16 protein-coding genes and 1 riboswitch are annotated in these 18,125 nt (G+C 70.8%); of the genes, 11 read left to right on the forward strand and 5 right to left on the reverse strand.

Annotation, left to right across the window (positions count from 1 at the left end):
- Positions 1 to 30 precede the first annotated feature (30 nt).
- From ACFWP3_RS12770 to gcvT, 4 genes are all read right to left on the reverse strand, one after another.
- Positions 31 to 1,692: an APC family permease gene (locus tag ACFWP3_RS12770; protein ID WP_384219519.1), complete on the reverse strand. Its 1,662-nt coding sequence runs from the start codon at positions 1,690 to 1,692 to the stop codon at positions 31 to 33.
- A gap of 168 nt (positions 1,693 to 1,860) precedes the next feature.
- Entirely contained in the window at positions 1,861 to 3,117 is a 1,257-nt protein-coding gene (glyA, locus tag ACFWP3_RS12775) for a serine hydroxymethyltransferase (protein ID WP_384219521.1), read from the reverse strand.
- A gap of 14 nt (positions 3,118 to 3,131) precedes the next feature.
- Positions 3,132 to 3,512, reverse strand: a complete 381-nt coding sequence (gene gcvH, locus ACFWP3_RS12780; RefSeq protein WP_384219523.1) for a glycine cleavage system protein GcvH — start codon at positions 3,510 to 3,512, stop codon at positions 3,132 to 3,134.
- 86 nt (positions 3,513 to 3,598) lie between these two features.
- The gene (gene gcvT / locus ACFWP3_RS12785; RefSeq protein WP_384219525.1) at positions 3,599 to 4,714 is read right to left on the reverse strand and encodes a glycine cleavage system aminomethyltransferase GcvT; all 1,116 of its coding nucleotides are present in this window, start codon (positions 4,712 to 4,714) and stop codon (positions 3,599 to 3,601) included.
- A 161-nt stretch (positions 4,715 to 4,875) separates the two neighbouring features.
- A riboswitch (glycine riboswitch) is annotated at positions 4,876 to 4,979 on the reverse strand.
- 223 nt (positions 4,980 to 5,202) lie between these two features.
- Between gcvT and ACFWP3_RS12790 the strand changes: the two genes are divergently transcribed.
- From ACFWP3_RS12790 to ACFWP3_RS12840, 11 genes are all read left to right on the forward strand, one after another.
- On the forward strand, positions 5,203 to 5,859 hold the full coding sequence (locus tag ACFWP3_RS12790) for an AAA family ATPase (RefSeq protein ID WP_384219642.1): 657 nt from the start codon (positions 5,203 to 5,205) through the stop codon (positions 5,857 to 5,859).
- Positions 5,860 to 6,222: 363 nt separating this feature from the next.
- Positions 6,223 to 6,969, forward strand: coding sequence for an enhanced serine sensitivity protein SseB (locus tag ACFWP3_RS12795; protein WP_384219528.1), 747 nt, complete (start codon positions 6,223 to 6,225; stop codon positions 6,967 to 6,969).
- 54 nt (positions 6,970 to 7,023) lie between these two features.
- Entirely contained in the window at positions 7,024 to 7,764 is a 741-nt protein-coding gene (locus tag ACFWP3_RS12800; RefSeq protein WP_384219530.1) for an enhanced serine sensitivity protein SseB C-terminal domain-containing protein, read from the forward strand.
- Between the two features lie 453 nt (positions 7,765 to 8,217).
- The gene (locus ACFWP3_RS12805) at positions 8,218 to 9,213 is read left to right on the forward strand and encodes an ABC transporter permease (protein WP_384219533.1); all 996 of its coding nucleotides are present in this window, start codon (positions 8,218 to 8,220) and stop codon (positions 9,211 to 9,213) included.
- Between the two features lie 73 nt (positions 9,214 to 9,286).
- Positions 9,287 to 11,062, forward strand: coding sequence for an ABC transporter substrate-binding protein (locus ACFWP3_RS12810; protein WP_384219535.1), 1,776 nt, complete (start codon positions 9,287 to 9,289; stop codon positions 11,060 to 11,062).
- Positions 11,063 to 11,214: 152 nt separating this feature from the next.
- On the forward strand, positions 11,215 to 12,213 hold the full coding sequence (locus ACFWP3_RS12815; RefSeq protein ID WP_384219537.1) for an ABC transporter permease: 999 nt from the start codon (positions 11,215 to 11,217) through the stop codon (positions 12,211 to 12,213).
- Positions 12,210 to 13,307: an ABC transporter ATP-binding protein gene (locus ACFWP3_RS12820; RefSeq protein WP_384219540.1), complete on the forward strand. Its 1,098-nt coding sequence runs from the start codon at positions 12,210 to 12,212 to the stop codon at positions 13,305 to 13,307. Before ACFWP3_RS12815 ends, ACFWP3_RS12820 begins: the two co-directional genes overlap by 4 nt.
- Complete coding sequence (locus tag ACFWP3_RS12825; protein ID WP_384219542.1) at positions 13,304 to 14,434, forward strand: ABC transporter ATP-binding protein; 1,131 nt, start codon at positions 13,304 to 13,306, stop codon at positions 14,432 to 14,434. The genes ACFWP3_RS12820 and ACFWP3_RS12825 overlap by 4 nt, the downstream gene beginning before the upstream one ends.
- A gap of 163 nt (positions 14,435 to 14,597) precedes the next feature.
- Positions 14,598 to 15,254 (forward strand): trimeric intracellular cation channel family protein, encoded by a 657-nt coding sequence (locus tag ACFWP3_RS12830; RefSeq protein WP_384219545.1) that lies wholly within the window; start codon positions 14,598 to 14,600, stop codon positions 15,252 to 15,254.
- A 47-nt stretch (positions 15,255 to 15,301) separates the two neighbouring features.
- Entirely contained in the window at positions 15,302 to 16,156 is an 855-nt protein-coding gene (locus tag ACFWP3_RS12835) for a thioesterase family protein (RefSeq protein WP_384219547.1), read from the forward strand.
- Positions 16,157 to 16,203: 47 nt separating this feature from the next.
- The gene (locus tag ACFWP3_RS12840; RefSeq protein WP_384219549.1) at positions 16,204 to 17,367 is read left to right on the forward strand and encodes a cysteine desulfurase family protein; all 1,164 of its coding nucleotides are present in this window, start codon (positions 16,204 to 16,206) and stop codon (positions 17,365 to 17,367) included.
- Between the two features lie 59 nt (positions 17,368 to 17,426).
- Here the strand turns inward: ACFWP3_RS12840 and ACFWP3_RS12845 are convergent, their stop codons facing one another.
- Complete coding sequence (locus ACFWP3_RS12845) at positions 17,427 to 18,098, reverse strand: N-acetylmuramoyl-L-alanine amidase (RefSeq protein ID WP_384219552.1); 672 nt, start codon at positions 18,096 to 18,098, stop codon at positions 17,427 to 17,429.
- Positions 18,099 to 18,125: the final 27 nt, after the last annotated feature.

The raw sequence follows: 18,125 nt of genomic DNA on the forward strand, positions 1-18,125 counted from the left end.
GGACGAGGTGGTGTGGATTACGTGGACGGGTCAGGCGGGTGTCAGCTCACGCTCCGGAGCCGTACGGTCGTCCGGCGCGGTCGCGGCCGCCTCGGCGTCCAGGACCGGGTCGGGGCCCGGCAGGCCCGCGTGGTGGGCCTCGACGCCCGACCGTACGGCCCAGAAGTACGTACCGAGGGCCATGGCCGCCACCAGGGCGATGTCCACGCCGCCCGGGATGGTGCCGCGGCCGCCGAAGTCGGTGGAGCCGAGCCAGGAGAGCAGGGACAGGGCGCCGAGGAAGAAGACGATCCACCAGGCGGGCGCGAACTGCCGCAGGAGGTTCTTCTCACCCTTGCGGGAGAGCACCAGCGCCGCGATCGGGGCGGCCAGCAGGGTCAGGGCGGTGACGATGCCGGTGTTCGGCCACTTCGACCAGTACAGGGCGCAGGCGGCGAAGACGAAGGTCAGCGGGCACAGGATCGAGGCCGCGGGGAGGCGGAAGGGGCGGGGGAGGTCAGGCTTGGTGCGGCGGAAGACGCCGACCGCGATCGGGCCGATGAGATAGGAGATGACCATGGCGGCCGAGATGATCGGGGCGAGGGTCTTCCAGCTGTGGCCGACGGTGACCAGCAGCAGGACGGAGAAGCCGAGGTTCATCCACATCGCCGGCCGGGCGGTGCCGTAGACGGGGTGGGTCTGGGCCAGCTTCTTCGGGAAGAAGCCGGTCTCGGAGAGGTTCTGGACCATGTAGGCGGCCGAGGCCACGTTGGCGATGTTGGAGCCCGCGGGGGAGATGAAGGCGCCGAACTGGAGCATCACCACGACCCAGTGGATCATCAGCAGCTTGGCGAGCTCGGCGAACGGCGAGTTGAAGTTCACGCCCGACCAGCCGCCGGCCTGCGCCAGGTGCTCCGGCGGTACGGAGCCCAGGAAGGCCGTCTGGAGGGCGAGGTAGATCACCAGGCCCAGGGAGAGCGCGCCGACCAGGGCGATCGGGATGGCCCGGCCGGGGTTCTTGGCGGCGCCCCCGAGGTTCACGACGGCCTGGAAGCCGTTGAAGGCGAAGACCACGCCGGAGGTGGTGACGGCGGTCAGGACGGCCGTCCAGCCGTTGGGGGCGAATCCGCCGTGGGCGGTGAAGTTGTCGGTGTGGAAGCCGGAGGCGATCAGCGCGACGACCGCCAGCACGGGGATGGCGAACTTCACGAGGGTGAGAAGGGAGTTGATCTTCGCGAGGAGCTGGACCGACCAGTAGCAGGACAGCCACAGCAGGATGGTGAGCAGCAGGGCCACGCCCATGCCGAAGGCGGTCAGCTGGTGGGACTGGGCGTCCACCAGGTCCTTGGCCCAGCCGAAGCTCCAAGAGGACATGTACTGGGTCGCCGCGATCGATTCGATCGGGATCAGCGAGGCGACCGCGATCCACACCGCCCAGCCGGTGATGAAGCCGAGGACCGGGCCGTGCGAGATGGAGCCGTAGCGGGCCATGCCGCCGGGGATCGGGTAGGCCGCGCCGACCTCGGCGTAGGACATGGCGATCATGCCGATGAAGACCGCGCCGATCACCCAGGCGACGAGCGCCGCCGGACCCGCGACCTGGGCGGCCGTACCGGCTCCGAAGAGCCAGCCCGATCCGAAGATCGAGCCTATGCCGATCATGACCAGCGCGAAGAGACTGAGTCCCTTCTTGTTGGCTGCGCTCATGTCCATGGGTGCGTGTCCGTCCTGCCAGGGGATGCGGTGATTCCTTTATTCGGAGCCTATTTGCCGCTTCTTGAACGATTCAGTGGCAATGGGCCGCATCCGCCTGGGGCTTTGGTCATGAAAAGGGCCCGGCCCTGTGCAGAAACAAGGCCGGGCCCCTTCCGAGCCCGTGAGCTAGAGCGACGGGTAGAGCGGGAACTTCGCGGCGAGCGCGGAGACGCGGGCCTTGAGGGACTCGCTGTCGTACGCGGGCTTCAGCGCGGCCGCGATGATCTCCGCGACCTCCGTGAAGTCCTCGGCGCCGAAGCCGCGGGTGGCGAGCGCCGGCGTACCGATGCGCAGACCCGAGGTGACCATCGGCGGGCGCGGGTCGTTCGGGATCGCGTTCCGGTTGACCGTGATGCCGATCTCGTGGAGCCGGTCCTCGGCCTGCTGGCCGTCGAGCTCGGAGTTGCGCAGGTCGACCAGGACCAGGTGCACGTCCGTACCGCCGGAGAGGACGGAGACGCCGACCTCGGTGACGTCCGGCTGCACCAGGCGCTCGGCGATGATCTTCGCGCCCTCCAGGGTGCGCACCTGGCGCTCCTTGAAGTCCTCCGAGGCCGCGACCTTGAAGGAGACCGCCTTGGCGGCGATCACGTGCTCCAGCGGGCCGCCCTGCTGACCGGGGAAGACCGCGGAGTTGATCTTCTTGGCCAGCTCCTGCGTCGACAGGATGACACCGCCGCGCGGACCGCCGAGGGTCTTGTGCGTGGTGGTGGTGACGACGTGGGCGTGCGGCACCGGGTTCGGGTGCAGGCCCGCGGCGACCAGGCCGGCGAAGTGCGCCATGTCGACCATCAGGTACGCGCCGACCTCGTCCGCGATGCGGCGGAAGGCGGCGAAGTCCAGCTGGCGCGGGTAGGCGGACCAGCCCGCGACGATCAGCTGCGGCTTGGACTCCTTGGCGAGGCGCTCGACCTCGGCCATGTCGACCTGGCCCGACTCGTCGACGTGGTACGGGACCACGTTGTAGAGCTTGCCGGAGAAGTTGATCTTCATGCCGTGGGTCAGGTGACCGCCGTGGGCCAGGTTCAGGCCCATGATCGTGTCGCCCGGCTTGAGCAGCGCGAACATCGCGGCGGCGTTGGCCTGCGCACCGGAGTGCGGCTGGACGTTCGCGGCCTCGGCGCCGAACAGCGCCTTGATGCGGTCGATCGCGATCTGCTCGACCACGTCGACGTGCTCGCAGCCGCCGTAGTAGCGGCGGCCGGGGTAGCCCTCGGCGTACTTGTTGGTCAGGACCGAGCCCTGGGCCTCCATGACGGCGACCGGAGCGAAGTTCTCCGACGCGATCATTTCCAGGGTCGACTGCTGGCGCACGAGCTCGGCGTCGACGGCGGCGGCGACGTCGGGGTCGAGTTCGTGGAGAGGGGTGTTCAGTACGGACATCAGGATCCCCTGGGTCAGTTACCGGCGGTGAGCTTGGCGTACTCGTCGGCGGAGAGCAGGTCGTCCGGCTGCTCCGCGACGCGTACCTTGAACAGCCAGCCGCCCTCGAACGGGTCCGTGTTCACGAGCGCCGGGTTGTCGACGACGTCCTGGTTGGACTCGACGACCTCGCCGGAGACGGGGGAGTACAGGTCGCTGACCGACTTGGTCGACTCCAGCTCGCCGCAGGTCTCGCCCGCGGTCACGGTGTCGCCGACCTCGGGAAGCTGGGCGTAGACGACGTCACCGAGCGCGTTGGCCGCGAACTCCGTGATGCCGACCGTCGCGACGCCGCCCTCGGCGTCCGACAGCCACTCGTGCTCCTTGCTGTAACGCAGCTGCTGGGGGTTGCTCATGGCCTGATTCTCCTGGATGCGGGGGAGTGGATACGAACAGCGGTCTTGGGTACTGAGACGGCGGTACTGCGAGGTGCCGTACGGGGCTACTTCTGCCGCTTGTAGAACGGCAGGGCCACGACCTCGTACGGCTCATGCGTACCGCGAATGTCCACGCCGACGCCGGAGGTGCCGGGCGCGGCGTGTGCCGCGTCGACGTACGCGATCGCGATCGGCTTGCCCAGCGTGGGCGACGGGGCGCCCGAGGTGACCTCGCCGACGACCTGGCCGCCGGACACCACGCAGAAGCCGGCGCGCGGGACGCGGCGGCCCTCGGCGATCAGGCCGACCAGCTTGCGCGGCGGGTTCGCGGCGGCGCGCTCGGCGGCGGCCTCCAGCGCGGCGCGGCCGACGAAGTCCCCCTCCTTCTCGAACTTCACGACCCGGCCCAGCCCCGCGTCGAACGGGGTCAGCGAGGTGGTCAGCTCGTGCCCGTACAGCGGCATGCCCGCCTCCAGGCGCAGGGTGTCGCGGCAGGACAGGCCGGCCGGGACCAGGCCGACGCCCTCGCCCGCCTTCGTCAGCGCCTGCCACAGCTCCACGGCGTGCTCGGGGGCGACGAACAGCTCGAAGCCGTCCTCGCCGGTGTAGCCCGTACGGGCGATCAGCGCGGGCACTCCGGCCACCGTGCCCGGCAGGCCGGCGTAGTACTTGAGCCCGTCCAGGTCGGCGTCGGTGAGCGAGGCGAGGATGCCGGGGGACTCCGGGCCCTGGACGGCGATCAGCGCGTACGCGTCGCGGTCGTCGCGGACCTCGGCGTCGAAGCCGGCGGCGCGCTCGGTCAGGGCGTCCAGGACGACCTGGGCGTTGGAGGCGTTGGCGACGACCATGAACTCGGTCTCGCCGAGGCGGTAGACGATCAGGTCGTCGAGGATCCCGCCGTCCTCCTGGCAGATGTGCGTGTAGCGGGCGCGGCCGACGCCGACCGTGGAGATGTTGCCGACCAGCGCGTAGTCCAGGACCTTGACGGCCTCCGGGCCGGTCAGGGTGATCTCGCCCATGTGGGACAGATCGAAGAGGCCGGCCTTGGTGCGCACGGCGTTGTGCTCGTCGCGCTCGCTGCCGTACCGCAGCGGCATGTCCCAGCCCGCGAAGTCGGTCATGGTCGCACCGAGCGAGCGGTGCAGCGCATCGAGTGCGGTCAGGCGGGGGGCGTTGCTCATGGGTGTGGCTCCCGGGTCCCAGGGCATGACATGACGAGGAAGGTCCTCCCCATCTGTCATCGGAACCTGAGAGGTTCGCCGAGAGTTCCCCCACTGCCGGGGACGGTCGGCTTGCACCTTGGGTGGAGCCGCCCGTCGGACGGCTCGCTTTTCAGATCTGCCTCATCCACGCGGTACGGGGCCTGAGAGATTCAAGGGAGGTTCTTGCTCCTTCGGCGCCCGTGCACGGCCTCGCGGCGTGCCGGGACTCTCCCGCGCGGATTCAAGCGGCCGGTATGCAGTTGGTCCAGATGGCGCACATCATTGCACGCCGCTGTGGTGATCGGGCGTGGGGGCCCCGAAAGTTCGTACGGGGCGGGAAGGCTGGAACGGAACCGGTGCTCCCGGATTACCGTCTCTTTACACTCAGTGGGAAAGGGTCCTGGTGACCCGATTCGGGGGAGGCGAACACTGTGCGGCGATTCGGAGTAGTGGCGGCTGTGGGAACCGTGGACGCGGTGCCGGCGCAGCGCGGCGGCGGTGCGGGTGCCGGCGCGGGCGCCGGTGCGGCGTGCGCGGGCGCGGGCGCCGGACGGGTACGGGACCTTCGCGGGGCCGGGGCGCGGGGGGCGCGCCGGCTCGGCTTCGCCGCGGGCGACATCGTGGTGGTGTCCGGACTGCCGGGCGGCGGCAAGAGCACGCTGATCAAGAGGGCGGCCGCCGAGGGCGGCGCGATCGACTCCCAGGACACCCGCGAGCGCTGGGAGCGGCGGATGCCGGCGGGGCTGCCGTACGGGGCCTACCGGCCGCTGGTGCGGGCCGCGCACTACTGGGGGCTGTGGCGGACCCTGCGCTCCGGAGCCTCGGTGGTCGTGCACGACTGCGGCACCCAGGCGTGGGTACGGGGCCTGCTCGCGGCCGTCGCGCGGCGGCGGGGCCGGGCGCTGCACCTGCTGCTCCTGGACAGCAGCCCGGAGGAGGCGCTGTCCGGGCAGGCGGCGCGGGGGCGGCGGGTCTCGGCGTACGCCTTCGCCCGTCACCGGGGCGCGGTGACGAGGCTCCTGCGCGATGCCGAGGCCGGGCGTCCGCCGGCGGGCTGTGCGTCGGTCACCCTCCTGGACCGCCCGTCGGCTGCCGCCGTCTCCCACATAACCTTCCACCCCTAGCCCGGGCCCCGCCGAACCAGGGCTCCGCCCGCGCGGCCCAGCCTCCGCCACTGGGGCTCCGCCCCAGACCCCGCGCCTCAAACGCCGGCGGGGCTGGATTGTGCCGGCGTAGTCCTGCGAAGCGCGCGCAGTGGCGCTCTCGGGCAACCCCCTCCCCCCTGCCGGCGAGCCGGAGCCAAATCCAGCCCCTCCGGCGTTTGAGGAGCGGGGGTACGGGGGCGGAGCCCCCGCAGCGGTGCCGCGGCACAAGACAGCCCCTCCGGCGACTGAGGAGCGGGTTGCCCCGGCGGAGCCCCCGGCGCGGGCGCAGCGGATAATCTCGCCACGACGTTCGGCGGGACCACAGACGGAGGCAAGCGGCACATGCAAGGCAGCGCGAGCGGCACCGGCTGGCCGGGGAATGAGCTGGAGCAGGTGCTCGGCGCGGCGCTCGGGCAGCCGGACGCCGGGGCCCGGATCCTGGAGGTGCTGGGCCGCAGCCAGGTCTGGGTGCCCCTGCCCGGCGGCGGCGCACCCGACGCCCCGAGCCTCGACCTGCCCACCATGGACATCGGCGGGGCCGCGTACGTCCCCGTCTACAGTTCCGAGGCCCAGTTCCGCTACTGCGTCGGCCCCGGCATGGACTTCGCCGTGGCCCCCGCCGTGGAGTTCGCCCGCGGCCTGCCCCCGCAGCTCGGCATCGCCCTCAATCCCGAGGGCGCCGTCGGCGTGCCCCTGCCCCCGCCCGCCGTGGCGGAGCTGTGCCGTACCGGGCGGACCCCGCTCGACGGGCCGTCCACCGGCGGTCGGGTCCGGCTCTACGAGCCCGACTGGCAGGAGGACCCGGTGGACTTCCTGGCCGCCGCCGCCGAGGAGTTCCGCACCACCGGCGTGGTCGCCGCCGCCCACCGCTGCCTCGCCAGCGTCGAGGGCGGGGAGCCGGAACTGTTCATCGGTGTCCGACTGGTGGGATGGGAGCCGGAGACGCGCGGCGCCCCGCTGGAGGCCCTCGGCCGGGCCCTGACCCGCGTCCCGGCGCCCTGGCCGGTGCAGTTGATCCTCCTCGACGCCGTGCAGGACCCGGTCACGGACTGGATTCGTGAGCGCGTACGCCCCTTCTACCTTCCGTAGGGCCGCTTAAGCTGGGGTACGCGTGGACGACGGGCGGACGAAGAGGGGTACCGGGTGAGTGCGTCAGGCACGGCCGCGGCCGGGCAGGTCGAGCACATGCTGCGCCAGGTGACTCCCGGGCGCTATGAGGGCTACGAGTCACTTCTGCACGCCCTCGCCGAGGGCCGGGTGTGGATGCTGCTGTGGCAGGGGCAGCCGGGTTCCCCGGACGCCCAGTACGGCGGCATGGAGGTCGAGAGCCTCGGCTACGCCCCGTGCGTGACCTCCCCGCAGGAGCTGGCCGCCAGCGGCTGGAACCGGGGCTACGAGGTGGTCACCGGGCGGGACATCGCCCGCGCGCTCTACCCGGACCGCTGGGGCCTGTGGCTCAACCCGCACGCCCAGGGCGGCGGGCTCGGCGTCCCGTGGGCCGACCTGCGCCGGATCGCGACCGGCCTGGACCGGATGCCGGCCGGGCCGCTGCGGCTGTCCGAGCCCTCCCTGGAGCTGCCGCAGTTCTACGGGCTGCTGACCCAGCACGCGCACCGCACCCCGGCCGTCCGGTCGCTGCGCCGCGCCTGGGTGCAGCCCGCGCTCGGGTCCCCCTACCTGGCGGTCGGGCTCGACCTGTACGACGCCTCCGCGCCCGCGCTGGAATCCGTACGGGAGATGATGCGCCAGTCGGTCGGCGTGGTCCCCGAGGGCGTCCCGGTGTGCACGGTCGCGCTGGCGGACGAGCACGACCCCGTCGCGATGTGGCTGCGCGCGCAGACCCGCCCCTTCTACGACCGCGAGGGCCAGGCGCCCGCGTACTGACAGGGGAATTCCGGCCGTACACCGCCCGGTTTCCAGACATCCGCATACCGAGACATCCGTCTCGAAGGCCGCACCGGTCCCATCGGTGCGGCCTTCGCCATATCCACCGAATGTGCCCAGGATCCGGGCCCGAAACGGTAGTTGGGCCGGATGTCCGTTCCGCGCCGAACGGGCGGTGTTTCACCGCTCAACAGAGCGCGTGGTTCGGATAACGGAAGGTGGCGGTGCAGATCACGGTTGCGCATCACATCCCCGGCAGGTCTGGCGGCCGATTGAGAGGGCGTTGAAGACTCCCCCCACCGAAGGCCGGTCAATCTGACAACCACCAGCCCTTCACGTGCACTTCAGGCGCATTTCGCGCCAATCGCACCATCACGCGACGCCGAAAGAAACAAGCCGCCACAGCGGCGGGCATGGGCCGGCCACCGTCGGCCGAGAGGGGTCCCCACCACGATGACGGCACCACTGCACGACACCACCGCGGCCGAGCCCGCAGCCGTGGCCGCCCCCGGAGTTCCCCTGAAGGCGATCGAGGGACGTTCGCCGTGGAAGATCGCCTGGCTGCGCCTCAAGCGCGACAAGGTCGCCCTGGCCGGCGGTGTCGTCGTGCTCCTGCTGATCCTCGTCGCGATCTTCGCGCCGTTGATCGTCAAGGCCTTCGGCCACCCGCCGGAGGAGCTGCACGAGGACATGCTGGACCCGCTGCTCGGCCTGCCGGCCGGCGACTGGGGCGGCATCAGTAGCGACTTCCTGCTGGGCGTCGAACCGGTCAACGGGCGCGACGTGTTCAGCCGGATCGTCTACGGCGCCCGGATCTCGCTGCTGGTCGCCTTCCTGTCCGCCTTCGTGGCGGTCTCGCTGGGCACCTTCTTCGGCATCGTCGCGGGCTACTTCGGCGGCTGGGTCGACGCGGCGATCAGCCGCGTGATGGACCTGCTGCTGGCCTTCCCGCAGCTGCTGTTCATCATCGCGCTGATCTCCGTCGTCCCCGGCAAGCTGTGGGGCTTCGAGGGATCGGGCCTGCGGATCGCCGTACTGGTGCTGGTCATCGGATTCTTCGGCTGGCCCTACATCGGCCGCATCGTGCGCGGACAGACCCTGTCGCTGCGCGAGCGCGAGTACGTCGAGGCCGCGCGCAGCCTCGGCGCGGGCCGCTTCTACATCCTCTTCCGCGAACTGCTCCCGAACCTGGTGGCGCCCATCACCGTCTACTCGACGCTGATGATCCCCACCAACGTGCTGACCGAGGCAGCCCTCAGCTTCCTCGGCGTCGGCGTCAAGCCGCCCACACCGTCCTGGGGGGAAACCCTCTCCACGGCCGTGCGGACCTACGAGGACGATCCGCTCTTCATGATCTTCCCCGGCGTAGCGATCTTCATCACCGTGCTGGCCTTCAACCTCTTCGGCGACGGCGTCCGTGACGCCCTCGACCCGAAGGGCTCCCGCTAGCCATCGCAGGGCACACCAGGAACCGGCTTCGAGCCGTACGTACACCGTAACTACAACGGAGGTTGCGAGCATCGTGACTACCCATCGCACGTCGAAGCGCAGGCTTGCCGCTGGCACAGCCGCCGTGCTCGCGGTCATGCTGACCGCGACCGCCTGTGGCGGAAACGAGAAGAAGGAAGACAAGCCGGCTGCCGGCGGCGGCTTCAACGCCGGTATCGGCAAGATCGCCAACGCGTCGGACAAGAAGGGCGGCGAGCTCAAGTTCGTCGGCACCCAGGAGGCCGACTCGTGGGACCCGCAGCGCGGTTACTACGGCTTCATGTGGGACTTCTCCCGCTACTACACGCGTCAGCTGGTCAGCTTCAAGGCGGCCCCGGGTGAGCAGAGCACCGAGCTCGTCCCCGACCTCGCTACTGCCAACGCCGAGATCAGCGACGGCGGCAAGACGTACAAGTACACCCTCAAGGACAATGTGACCTGGGAGGATGGCACGCCCATCACGGCCCAGGACATCAAGTACGGCATCCAGCGCACCTGGGCCCAGGACGTCATCTCCGGCGGCCCGGTCTACCTGATGCAGGTCCTCGACCCGAAGACCGAGTACCCGGGCCCGTACAAGGACACCGCGCCCGACAAGCTCGGCCTCAAGGCGATCGAGACCCCGGACGCGAAGACCATCATCTTCAAGCTCCCGGTACCCAACGGCGACTTCGAGAACATGCTGGCCATGCCGGCGGCGAGCCCGGTCAAGCAGGAGAAGGACACGGCGGCCAAGTACGGCCTGAAGCCCTTCTCGAGCGGCCCGTACAAGATCGACTCGTACGAGCCCAACAAGAGCATGAAGCTCTCGCGCAACGAGAACTGGAAGCCCGAGTCGGACACCATCCGCAAGGCGCTCCCGGACTCCATCTCGGTCACCTTCATGTCGAACGCGGACGACATGGACAAGCGCCTGATGAACGGCGAGTTCGACCTGGACATCAACGCGACCGGCATCGGCCAGGCGGCCCGCGCCACCGCGCTGAAGGACCACAAGGACAACCTGGACAACGGCCAGACCGGCTTCATCCGGTACGCCGTCTTCCCGCAGACCGTCGCGCCGTTCGACAACATCGAGTGCCGCAAGGCCGTCATCTACGCGGCCGACAAGAAGTCCCTGCAGACCGCCCGCGGCGGCCCGCAGGCCGGTGGCGACATCGCCCCCAACATGCTCCCGCTGGGCATCAAGGGCTCCGACGGCAAGTACGACCCCTACGAGGTCCTGAAGAACGACGGCAAGCCGAACCTCGAGAAGGCCAAGGAGGCCCTCAAGGCGTGCGGCAAGGAGTCCGGCTTCAAGACCACCATCGCGGTCCGCAACAACAAGCCGGTCGAGGTCGCCACGGCCGTCTCCCTGCAGAACGCCCTGAAGCAGGTCGGCATCGAGGCCGACGTCGACCAGTTCGACGGCGCCCAGACCTCCGGCATCATCGGTTCGCCGAAGGTCGTCAAGGAGAAGGGCTACGGCATCATCATCATGGGCTGGGGCGCCGACTTCCCGAGCGGGCAGGGCTTCTCCCAGCCGCTGGTCGACGGCCGCTACATCCTGCAGAGCGGCAACAACAACTTCTCCGAGCTGAACGACCCGGCGATCAACAAGCTGTTCGACGACGCCATCGCGGAGACCGACCCCACCAAGGCCGGCGACATCTACAAGCAGATGAACCAGAAGGTCTCCGAGGCCGCGGTCTACCTGCCCTTCGTCTACGACAAGACGATCACCTGGCGCAGCTCCCGCCTGACCAACGCGTACACCTCCGACGCCTACAACGGCCGGTACGACTACGCGTCGCTCGGTGTCGTGAAGTAACGGTTCGTCCGTCAGGCAGTCAGCCAGGCAGTCCAGTTCCAGTGTTCCAGTGCCACACCCGCTAGGCACGAAGGGCAGGTGATGGCCGCGGTTTCGGCCTGGGGGCGCTCTCCAGAAGGGGGCGCCCCCGGGCCGCAGCCAGGCCGAGCGCAGTGCTTGCATATCTCATCCGACGGATCTTCGCCGTCATCGTCATGCTGTTGGTCATCTCGCTGGTGACCTTCGGAATCTTCTTCCTCTTCCCGAAGCTGATCGGGACGGATCCGGCGCTGTACTTCGTCGGCAAGCAGTCCGACCCCGCGGCCATCGAGGGCATCCGGCAGAAGATGGGTCTCGACGACCCGATCCTCGTCCAGTTCGGCAAGTTCGTCGTCGGGCTGGTGGCGGGTCGTACGTACGCCAACGGCTCCGACGTCACGCAATGCGCCGCGCCCTGCTTCGGCTACTCCTTCAAGACCGAGCAGGAGGTCTGGCCGCTGCTGCTGGACTGGCTGCCGGTCACCCTGGCCCTCGCGGCCGGTGCCGTCGTGATCTGGGTCATCGGCGGTGTCGCCACCGGCGTCATCTCCGCCCTCAAGCGCGGGACGGTCCTGGACCGTTCGGCGATGGGTGTCGCCCTCGCCGGCGTCTCCCTCCCCATCTACTTCACGGGCATGCTGTTCATCGCCTTCTTCTCCGACCAGCTCGGCTGGTTCGGGCGTCCCGAGGCGACGTTCGCCGACGATCCGGGCAAGTGGTTCAACGGCATGATCCTGCCGTGGGTCTCGCTCGCCTTCCTCTACGCGGCGATGTACGCGCGGCTCACCCGCGCGACCATGCTCGAAGTCCTGGGCGAGGACTACATCCGCACCGCCCGCGCCAAGGGCCTGACCGAGCCCGTCGTCATCGGCAAGCACGCCATGCGCTCCACGATGACGCCGATCCTGACCGTCCTCGGCCTGGACCTCGGCGCCCTGATGGGCGGCGCGGTGCTGACCGAGTCCACCTTCTCGCTGCACGGCCTCGGCTACAACGCGGTCCGCGCCATCAGCGACCACGACCTGCCGGTCATCCTGGGCATCACCCTGATCTCCGCGTTCTTCGTCGTCGCCGCGAACCTCATCGTCGACCTCCTGTACGCGGTGATCGACCCCCGAGTGAGGCTGTCATGACCGATCTCACCAAGACCGGAGCTCTGCACGAGCCCGTCGACGGCACGCGGCCCCCCACCGCCTTCCTCGAGGTCCGCGACCTCAAGGTGCACTTCCCGACCGAGGACGGACTGGTCAAGTCGGTCGACGGGCTCTCCTTCACCCTGGAGAAGGGCAAGACCCTCGGCATCGTGGGCGAGTCCGGCTCCGGCAAGTCGGTCACCTCGCTCGGCATCATGGGCCTGCACCGCGTCGGCCAGTACGGCCGCCAGCGGGCCCGGATCTCCGGCGAGATCTGGCTGGACGGCAAGGAGCTGCTCTCCGCCGACGAGGACGAGGTGCGCAGGCTGCGCGGCCGGGAGATCGCGATGATCTTCCAGGACCCGCTGTCCGCGATGCACCCGTACTTCACCATCGGCAAGCAGATCGCCGAGGCCTACCGGGTGCACAACAAGGTCGACAAGAAGGCCGCGCGCAAGCGCGCCGTCGACCTCCTCGACCGCGTGGGCATCCCCGAGCCGCACAAGCGGGTCGACAGCTACCCGCACGAGTTCTCCGGCGGCATGCGCCAGCGCGCCATGATCGCGATGGCGCTGGTCAACAACCCCGAGCTGCTCATCGCGGACGAGCCGACGACCGCCCTGGACGTCACCGTCCAGGCGCAGATCCTCGACCTCATCCGGGACCTCCAGCAGGAGTTCGGCTCGGCGGTCATCATGATCACGCACGACCTGGGCGTGGTCGCCGAGATGGCCGACGAACTCCTCGTGATGTACGGCGGCCGGTGCGTCGAGCGCGGCACGGCCGAGAAGGTCTTCTACGAGCCCCGGCACCCGTACACCTGGGGCCTGCTGGGCTCGATGCCGCGCATCGACCGCGAACAGACCGAGCGCCTCATCCCGGTCAAGGGCTCGCCGCCCAGCCTGATCAACATCCCGAGCGGCTGTGCCTTCAACCCGCGCTGCCCGTACGCCGACGTGCCCAAGGGCAACGTGACCCGCACGGTGCGGCCGGAGCTGGTCGAGGAGGACGGCAGCCGCCACTGGTCCGCCTGCCACATGTCGCAGGAGGAGCGGACCCGGATCTGGACCGAAGAGATTGCGCCGAAGCTGTGACCGACATCAAGAAGACGGACCCGGCCGTCATTCCCGAGCAGGCCACGGACTCGCCCGACGCTTCCGCCGCCGCTCCGGCTCCCGAGGTGCTCCTCAAGGTCAGCGGCCTGACCAAGCACTTCCCCATCACCAAGGGGCTGCTGCGCCGGCAGGCGGGCGCGGTCAAGGCCGTCGACGGCATCGACTTCGACGTCCGGCGCGGTGAGACCCTGGGCGTCGTCGGCGAGTCCGGCTGCGGCAAGTCGACCATGGGCCGGCTGATCACGCGGCTGCTCGAACCGAGCGGCGGCACCGTCGAGTTCGAGGGCAAGGACATCACACACCTCGGCGTCGCCGGGATGCGGCCGATGCGCCGCGACATCCAGATGATCTTCCAGGACCCGTACGGCTCGCTGAACCCCCGGCACACGGTGGGCACGATCGTCAGCGCGCCGTTCAAGCTCCAGGGCGTGCAGCCGGAGGGCGGCCTCAAGGCGGAGGTGCAGCGCCTGCTGTCCCTCGTCGGCCTCAACCCCGAGCACTACAACCGCTACCCGCACGAGTTCTCGGGCGGTCAGCGCCAGCGCATCGGCATCGCGCGGGCCCTGGCGCTGAAGCCGAAGCTGGTCGTGGCGGACGAGCCCGTCTCGGCGCTCGACGTCTCCATCCAGGCCCAGGTGGTCAACCTGCTGGACGACCTCCAGCAGGAGCTCGGCCTCACGTACGTGATCATCGCGCACGACCTCTCGGTCATCCGGCACGTGTCGGACCGGATCGCGGTGATGTACCTCGGCAAGATCGTCGAGCTGGCGGACAACAAGTCGCTGTACGAGGCGCCGATGCACCCGTACACCACGGCGCTGATGTCGGCGGTGCCGGTGCCGGACCCGCGGCGGCGCGGCGCCAAGAGCGGCCGCATCCTGCTCAAGGGCGACGTGCCCTCGCCGATCTCCCCGCCCAGCGGCTGCCGCTTCCACACCCGGTGCTGGAAGGCGACGCAGATCTGCACGACGCAGGAGCCGCCGCTGCTGGCCCTGAAGACCGGCCACCAGGTGGCCTGCCACCACCCCGAGAACGCCCCCGACCAGGCACCGGGCGACAAGCCCCTGCCGGGCGCGGCGGACGCGGTGGTCACGGTTTCGGAGTAGCGGCCGAAACCGCGGGCGGGGCTGGATCCCCATCCAGCCCCGCCGGCGCATCGTGCCCGGCGGCCCGCGCGGCGCCGGGGCCCCCGGACCACCTCCCATACGACCCCCGGACGGCCTCCGGGGGAGGGTCGGGGCCGGGCCCGCCACAGGCGACAATGAGCCGGTGCTCCACGATCTCTTCCCGCCAGGGGTTCAGCATGCACTGGACCTCGCCGGCATCTTCGTCTTCGCCACCGCGGGCGCCCTGCTCGCCGTACGCAAGAACTTCGACGTCTTCGGCATCTGCGTCCTCGCGCTGGTCACCGCCCTCGGCGGCGGCCTCTTCCGCGACCTGGTCATCGGCGCGGTCCCCCCGGCCGCCTTCGGCGAGCTCAGCTTCTTCGTGACCCCGCTGATCGCCGCCGCGCTCGTCTTCTTCCTGCACCCCGAGGTCCAGCGGATCAACCGCGCCATCAACGTCTTCGACGCGGCCGGCCTCGCCCTCTTCTGCGTGACGGGCACGACCAAGGCCTACGAGTACGGCCTCGGGCTCACCGCGTCCGCCGCCCTGGGACTGGCCACGGCCGTCGGCGGCGGCGTACTGCGCGACGTACTCGCCAACGAGGTGCCGTCCCTGCTGCGCGACCGCGAGATGTACGCCGTGCCCGCCGTCGTCGGCGCCGCGATGGTCGCCGTGGCCATCGGTTTCGAGGCGCTCAACGCCGTGACCACCGCCCTCGCGATCGTCACCACCTTCGTCCTGCGCCTGCTCGCCATGCGCTACCACTGGCGCGCGCCGCTGGCCTGGAACCGCCGCTCGTCGGTGGCCGAAGAGCCGTAACAAAAGAAAGCTACCGCTTAGTAGGAAGCCGGTGTACCGTCGGTTTCATGTCACACGCAGCTGCCCAGGCAACCATCGGCGACAGCGAGTTCGACCGCGACACCACCGTCACCGCGCGCGCGGACGAGTCCGGGGTGTACGACGCGGAGCTCTCCGCCGGCTGGACGATCATCAGCGCCGTCAACGGCGGATACCTGCTGGCCCTCGTCGGCCGGGCCCTGGCGGCCGCCCTGCCGCACCCGGACCCGTTCACCGTCTCCGCGCACTACCTGACCTCCTCCGTGCCCGGCCCCGCCGTGATCCGCACCCAGGTCGTCCGGGTCGGCCGCACCCTCTCCACCGGCCAGGCCTCGCTGTTCCAGTACGACGAGAGCGGCGCCGAGGTCGAGCGCATCCGCGTCCTCGCCTCCTACGGCGACCTCTCCGCCCTGTCCGACGAGGTGCGGACCACGGCCCTGCCGCCCGTCATGCCGGCCTACGAGGACTGCATCGGCCCCGAGGCCGGCCCCGCGCCGATCCCCGGGAGCTCCGCGATCGTCGACCGGCTGCGGCTGCGGCTGGACCCCGCGACCGCGGGCTGGGCGCTGGGCGCACCCTCGGGCAAGGGCGAGATGCGGGCCTGGTTCGAGCTGGCCGACGGCCGCGACGCCGACCCGCTGTCCATGCTGCTGGCGGTGGACGCGCTGCCCCCGACCGCCTTCGACCTCGGCCTGATGGGCTGGACCCCGACCGTGGAGCTCACCACCCACGTCCGGCGCCGCCCGGCCCCCGGCCCGCTGCGGATCGCCATCACCACCCGCAACCTGGCGGGCGGCTTCCTCGAAGAGGACGCCGAGGTCTGGGACTCGGCCGGCCACCTGGTCGCCCAGTCCCGCCAGCTCGCCCGAGCCCCCCGGACCTGACGGGCCGGGCGAGGGGCGGCCCGGCGGGCTCGTAGAATCGGGGGATCATGGCCTACCTCGACCACGCCGCCACCACCCCGATGCTGCCGGAGGCCGCCGCGGCGATGTCCGCGCAGTTCGCCGCCACGGGGAACGCGTCCTCCCTGCACGCCGCCGGCCGCCGGGCGCGCCGAACCGTCGAGGAGGCCCGCGAGGCCTTCGCCGACGCGATCGGCGCCCGCCCCAGCGAGGTGGTCTTCACCGCCGGCGGCACGGAGGCCGACAACCTCGCCGTCAAGGGCCTCTACTGGGCCCGCCGGGACGCCGACCCGGCCAGAACCCGGGTGCTGGCCAGCCCCGTCGAGCACCACGCCGTGCTCGACGCCGTGCACTGGCTGGCCGAGCACGAGGGCGCCCAGGTCGAGTACCTGCCCGTGGACCGCTACGGGCGGGTGCACGCGGACGCCTTCCGGGAGGCGGTCGAGCGCAACCCCGACGACGTGGCCCTGGCCACCGTCATGTGGGCCAACAACGAGATCGGCACCGTCATGCCGGTGCGCGAACTGGCCGCCGTCGCCCGCGAGCACGGCATCCCCCTGCACTCCGACGCCGTCCAGGCCTTCGGACAGCTCGACGTCTCCTTCGGCGACAGCGGCCTCGCCGCCATGACCGTCAGCGGCCACAAGGTCGGCGGCCCGTACGGGATCGGCGCCCTGCTGCTGGGCCGCGACCAGAGCCCCGTCCCCGTCCTGCACGGCGGCGGGCAGGAGCGGCACGTGCGCTCCGGCACCCTCGACGTACCGGCCATCGCCGCCTTCGCGGTGGCCGCGGTCCTCGCCGCCGAGCGGCGCGAGCGCTTCGCCACCGAGATCGGCGGGCTGCGCGACGAGCTGGTCGCCGCCGTCCGTGCGGCCGTTCCGGACGCGGTGCTCGGCGGAGACCCCGACGACCGGCTCCCGGCCAACGCGCACTTCAGCTTCCCCGGCTGCGAGGGCGACTCGCTGCTGCTGCTGCTCGACGCGCAGGGCATCGAGTGCTCCACGGGCTCGGCCTGCACCGCGGGCGTCGCCCAGCCGAGCCACGTCCTGCTGGCCACCGGCACCGACCCCCAGCTGGCCCGCGGCACCCTGCGCTTCTCCCTGGGCCACACCTCCACCAAGGACGACGTCGCCGCCCTGGCCGCGGCCATCGGCCCGGCCGTCGAACGCGCCCGCACGGCCGGCCTCAGCTAGGGCCGCGACCGGCCGCGACGAGCCGCGGCCGGACGTGGACGGCCGTGACCGACCCGGCCTTACGCGGCCGCCAGGGCCTCGCCGACCATGCGTACGTAGCGGTCCCAGTCCCAGTGGGGGCCCGGGTCCGTGTGGTCGGCGCCCGGGACCTCCGAGTGGCCGACGATGTGCCCCCGGTCCGCCGGTATCCCGTACCTCCGGCAGATGTCGGCCGCCAGCCGGGCCGACGCCGCGTACATCGCGTCCGTGAAGTCCCGCGGCCGGTCGACGAAGCCCACGTGCTCGATGCCGACACTGCGCTCGTTCATGGAGCGGTTCCCCGCGTGGAACGCCACGTCCAGCTCGCGCACCATCTGCTCTATGTGGCCGTCCCCGCGCACGATGTAGTGCGCGGACGCCTTGTGCCAGGGGTTCTTGAACGCGTCCACGGAGGAGGCGAAGCCGCCCTGGGTGACATGCACGACGATCCGGTCCACCCGGTAGTCGTCGGGCCGGTCCGCCAGCCGCCAGTTCGCCGGCGAGGCCGCCGTCCAGCTCGCGCCGGCGTGGTCCAGCTCGCCGTCCTTGCGCGGCTTGCTCACCCCCGGCATCAGCCACCAGGCCCGCCCGATCTCCTCCCGCCCGGCGATCGCCGCGGCCGTGAAGATCCCGAGCCCGCCGAAGAGCACCGCCCTGCGCGTCCTGCGCGGTGCCTTCGACGCCTTCGGCGCCCGCTTTCCCTGCTCCACCATGTGATCCACCCCCCACAGCCGATAACG

The organism is Streptomyces sp. NPDC058525 (assembly GCF_042719495.1).
Classification (GTDB): domain Bacteria; phylum Actinomycetota; class Actinomycetes; order Streptomycetales; family Streptomycetaceae; genus Streptomyces.

What these genes read in the sequence shown, in the direction of transcription:
- ACFWP3_RS12770 (WP_384219519.1), bottom strand. Translation starts at nt 1,692, where the DNA reads ATGGACATGAGCGCAGCCAACAAGAAGGGACTCAGTCTCTTCGCGCTG.
- glyA (WP_384219521.1), bottom strand. Translation starts at nt 3,117, where the DNA reads ATGTCCGTACTGAACACCCCTCTCCACGAACTCGACCCCGACGTCGCC.
- gcvH (WP_384219523.1), bottom strand. Translation starts at nt 3,512, where the DNA reads ATGAGCAACCCCCAGCAGCTGCGTTACAGCAAGGAGCACGAGTGGCTG.
- gcvT (WP_384219525.1), bottom strand. Translation starts at nt 4,714, where the DNA reads ATGAGCAACGCCCCCCGCCTGACCGCACTCGATGCGCTGCACCGCTCG.
- ACFWP3_RS12795 (WP_384219528.1), top strand. Translation starts at nt 6,223, where the DNA reads ATGCAAGGCAGCGCGAGCGGCACCGGCTGGCCGGGGAATGAGCTGGAG.
- ACFWP3_RS12805 (WP_384219533.1), top strand. Translation starts at nt 8,218, where the DNA reads ATGACGGCACCACTGCACGACACCACCGCGGCCGAGCCCGCAGCCGTG.
- ACFWP3_RS12820 (WP_384219540.1), top strand. Translation starts at nt 12,210, where the DNA reads ATGACCGATCTCACCAAGACCGGAGCTCTGCACGAGCCCGTCGACGGC.
- ACFWP3_RS12835 (WP_384219547.1), top strand. Translation starts at nt 15,302, where the DNA reads ATGTCACACGCAGCTGCCCAGGCAACCATCGGCGACAGCGAGTTCGAC.
- ACFWP3_RS12840 (WP_384219549.1), top strand. Translation starts at nt 16,204, where the DNA reads ATGGCCTACCTCGACCACGCCGCCACCACCCCGATGCTGCCGGAGGCC.
- ACFWP3_RS12845 (WP_384219552.1), bottom strand. Translation starts at nt 18,098, where the DNA reads ATGGTGGAGCAGGGAAAGCGGGCGCCGAAGGCGTCGAAGGCACCGCGC.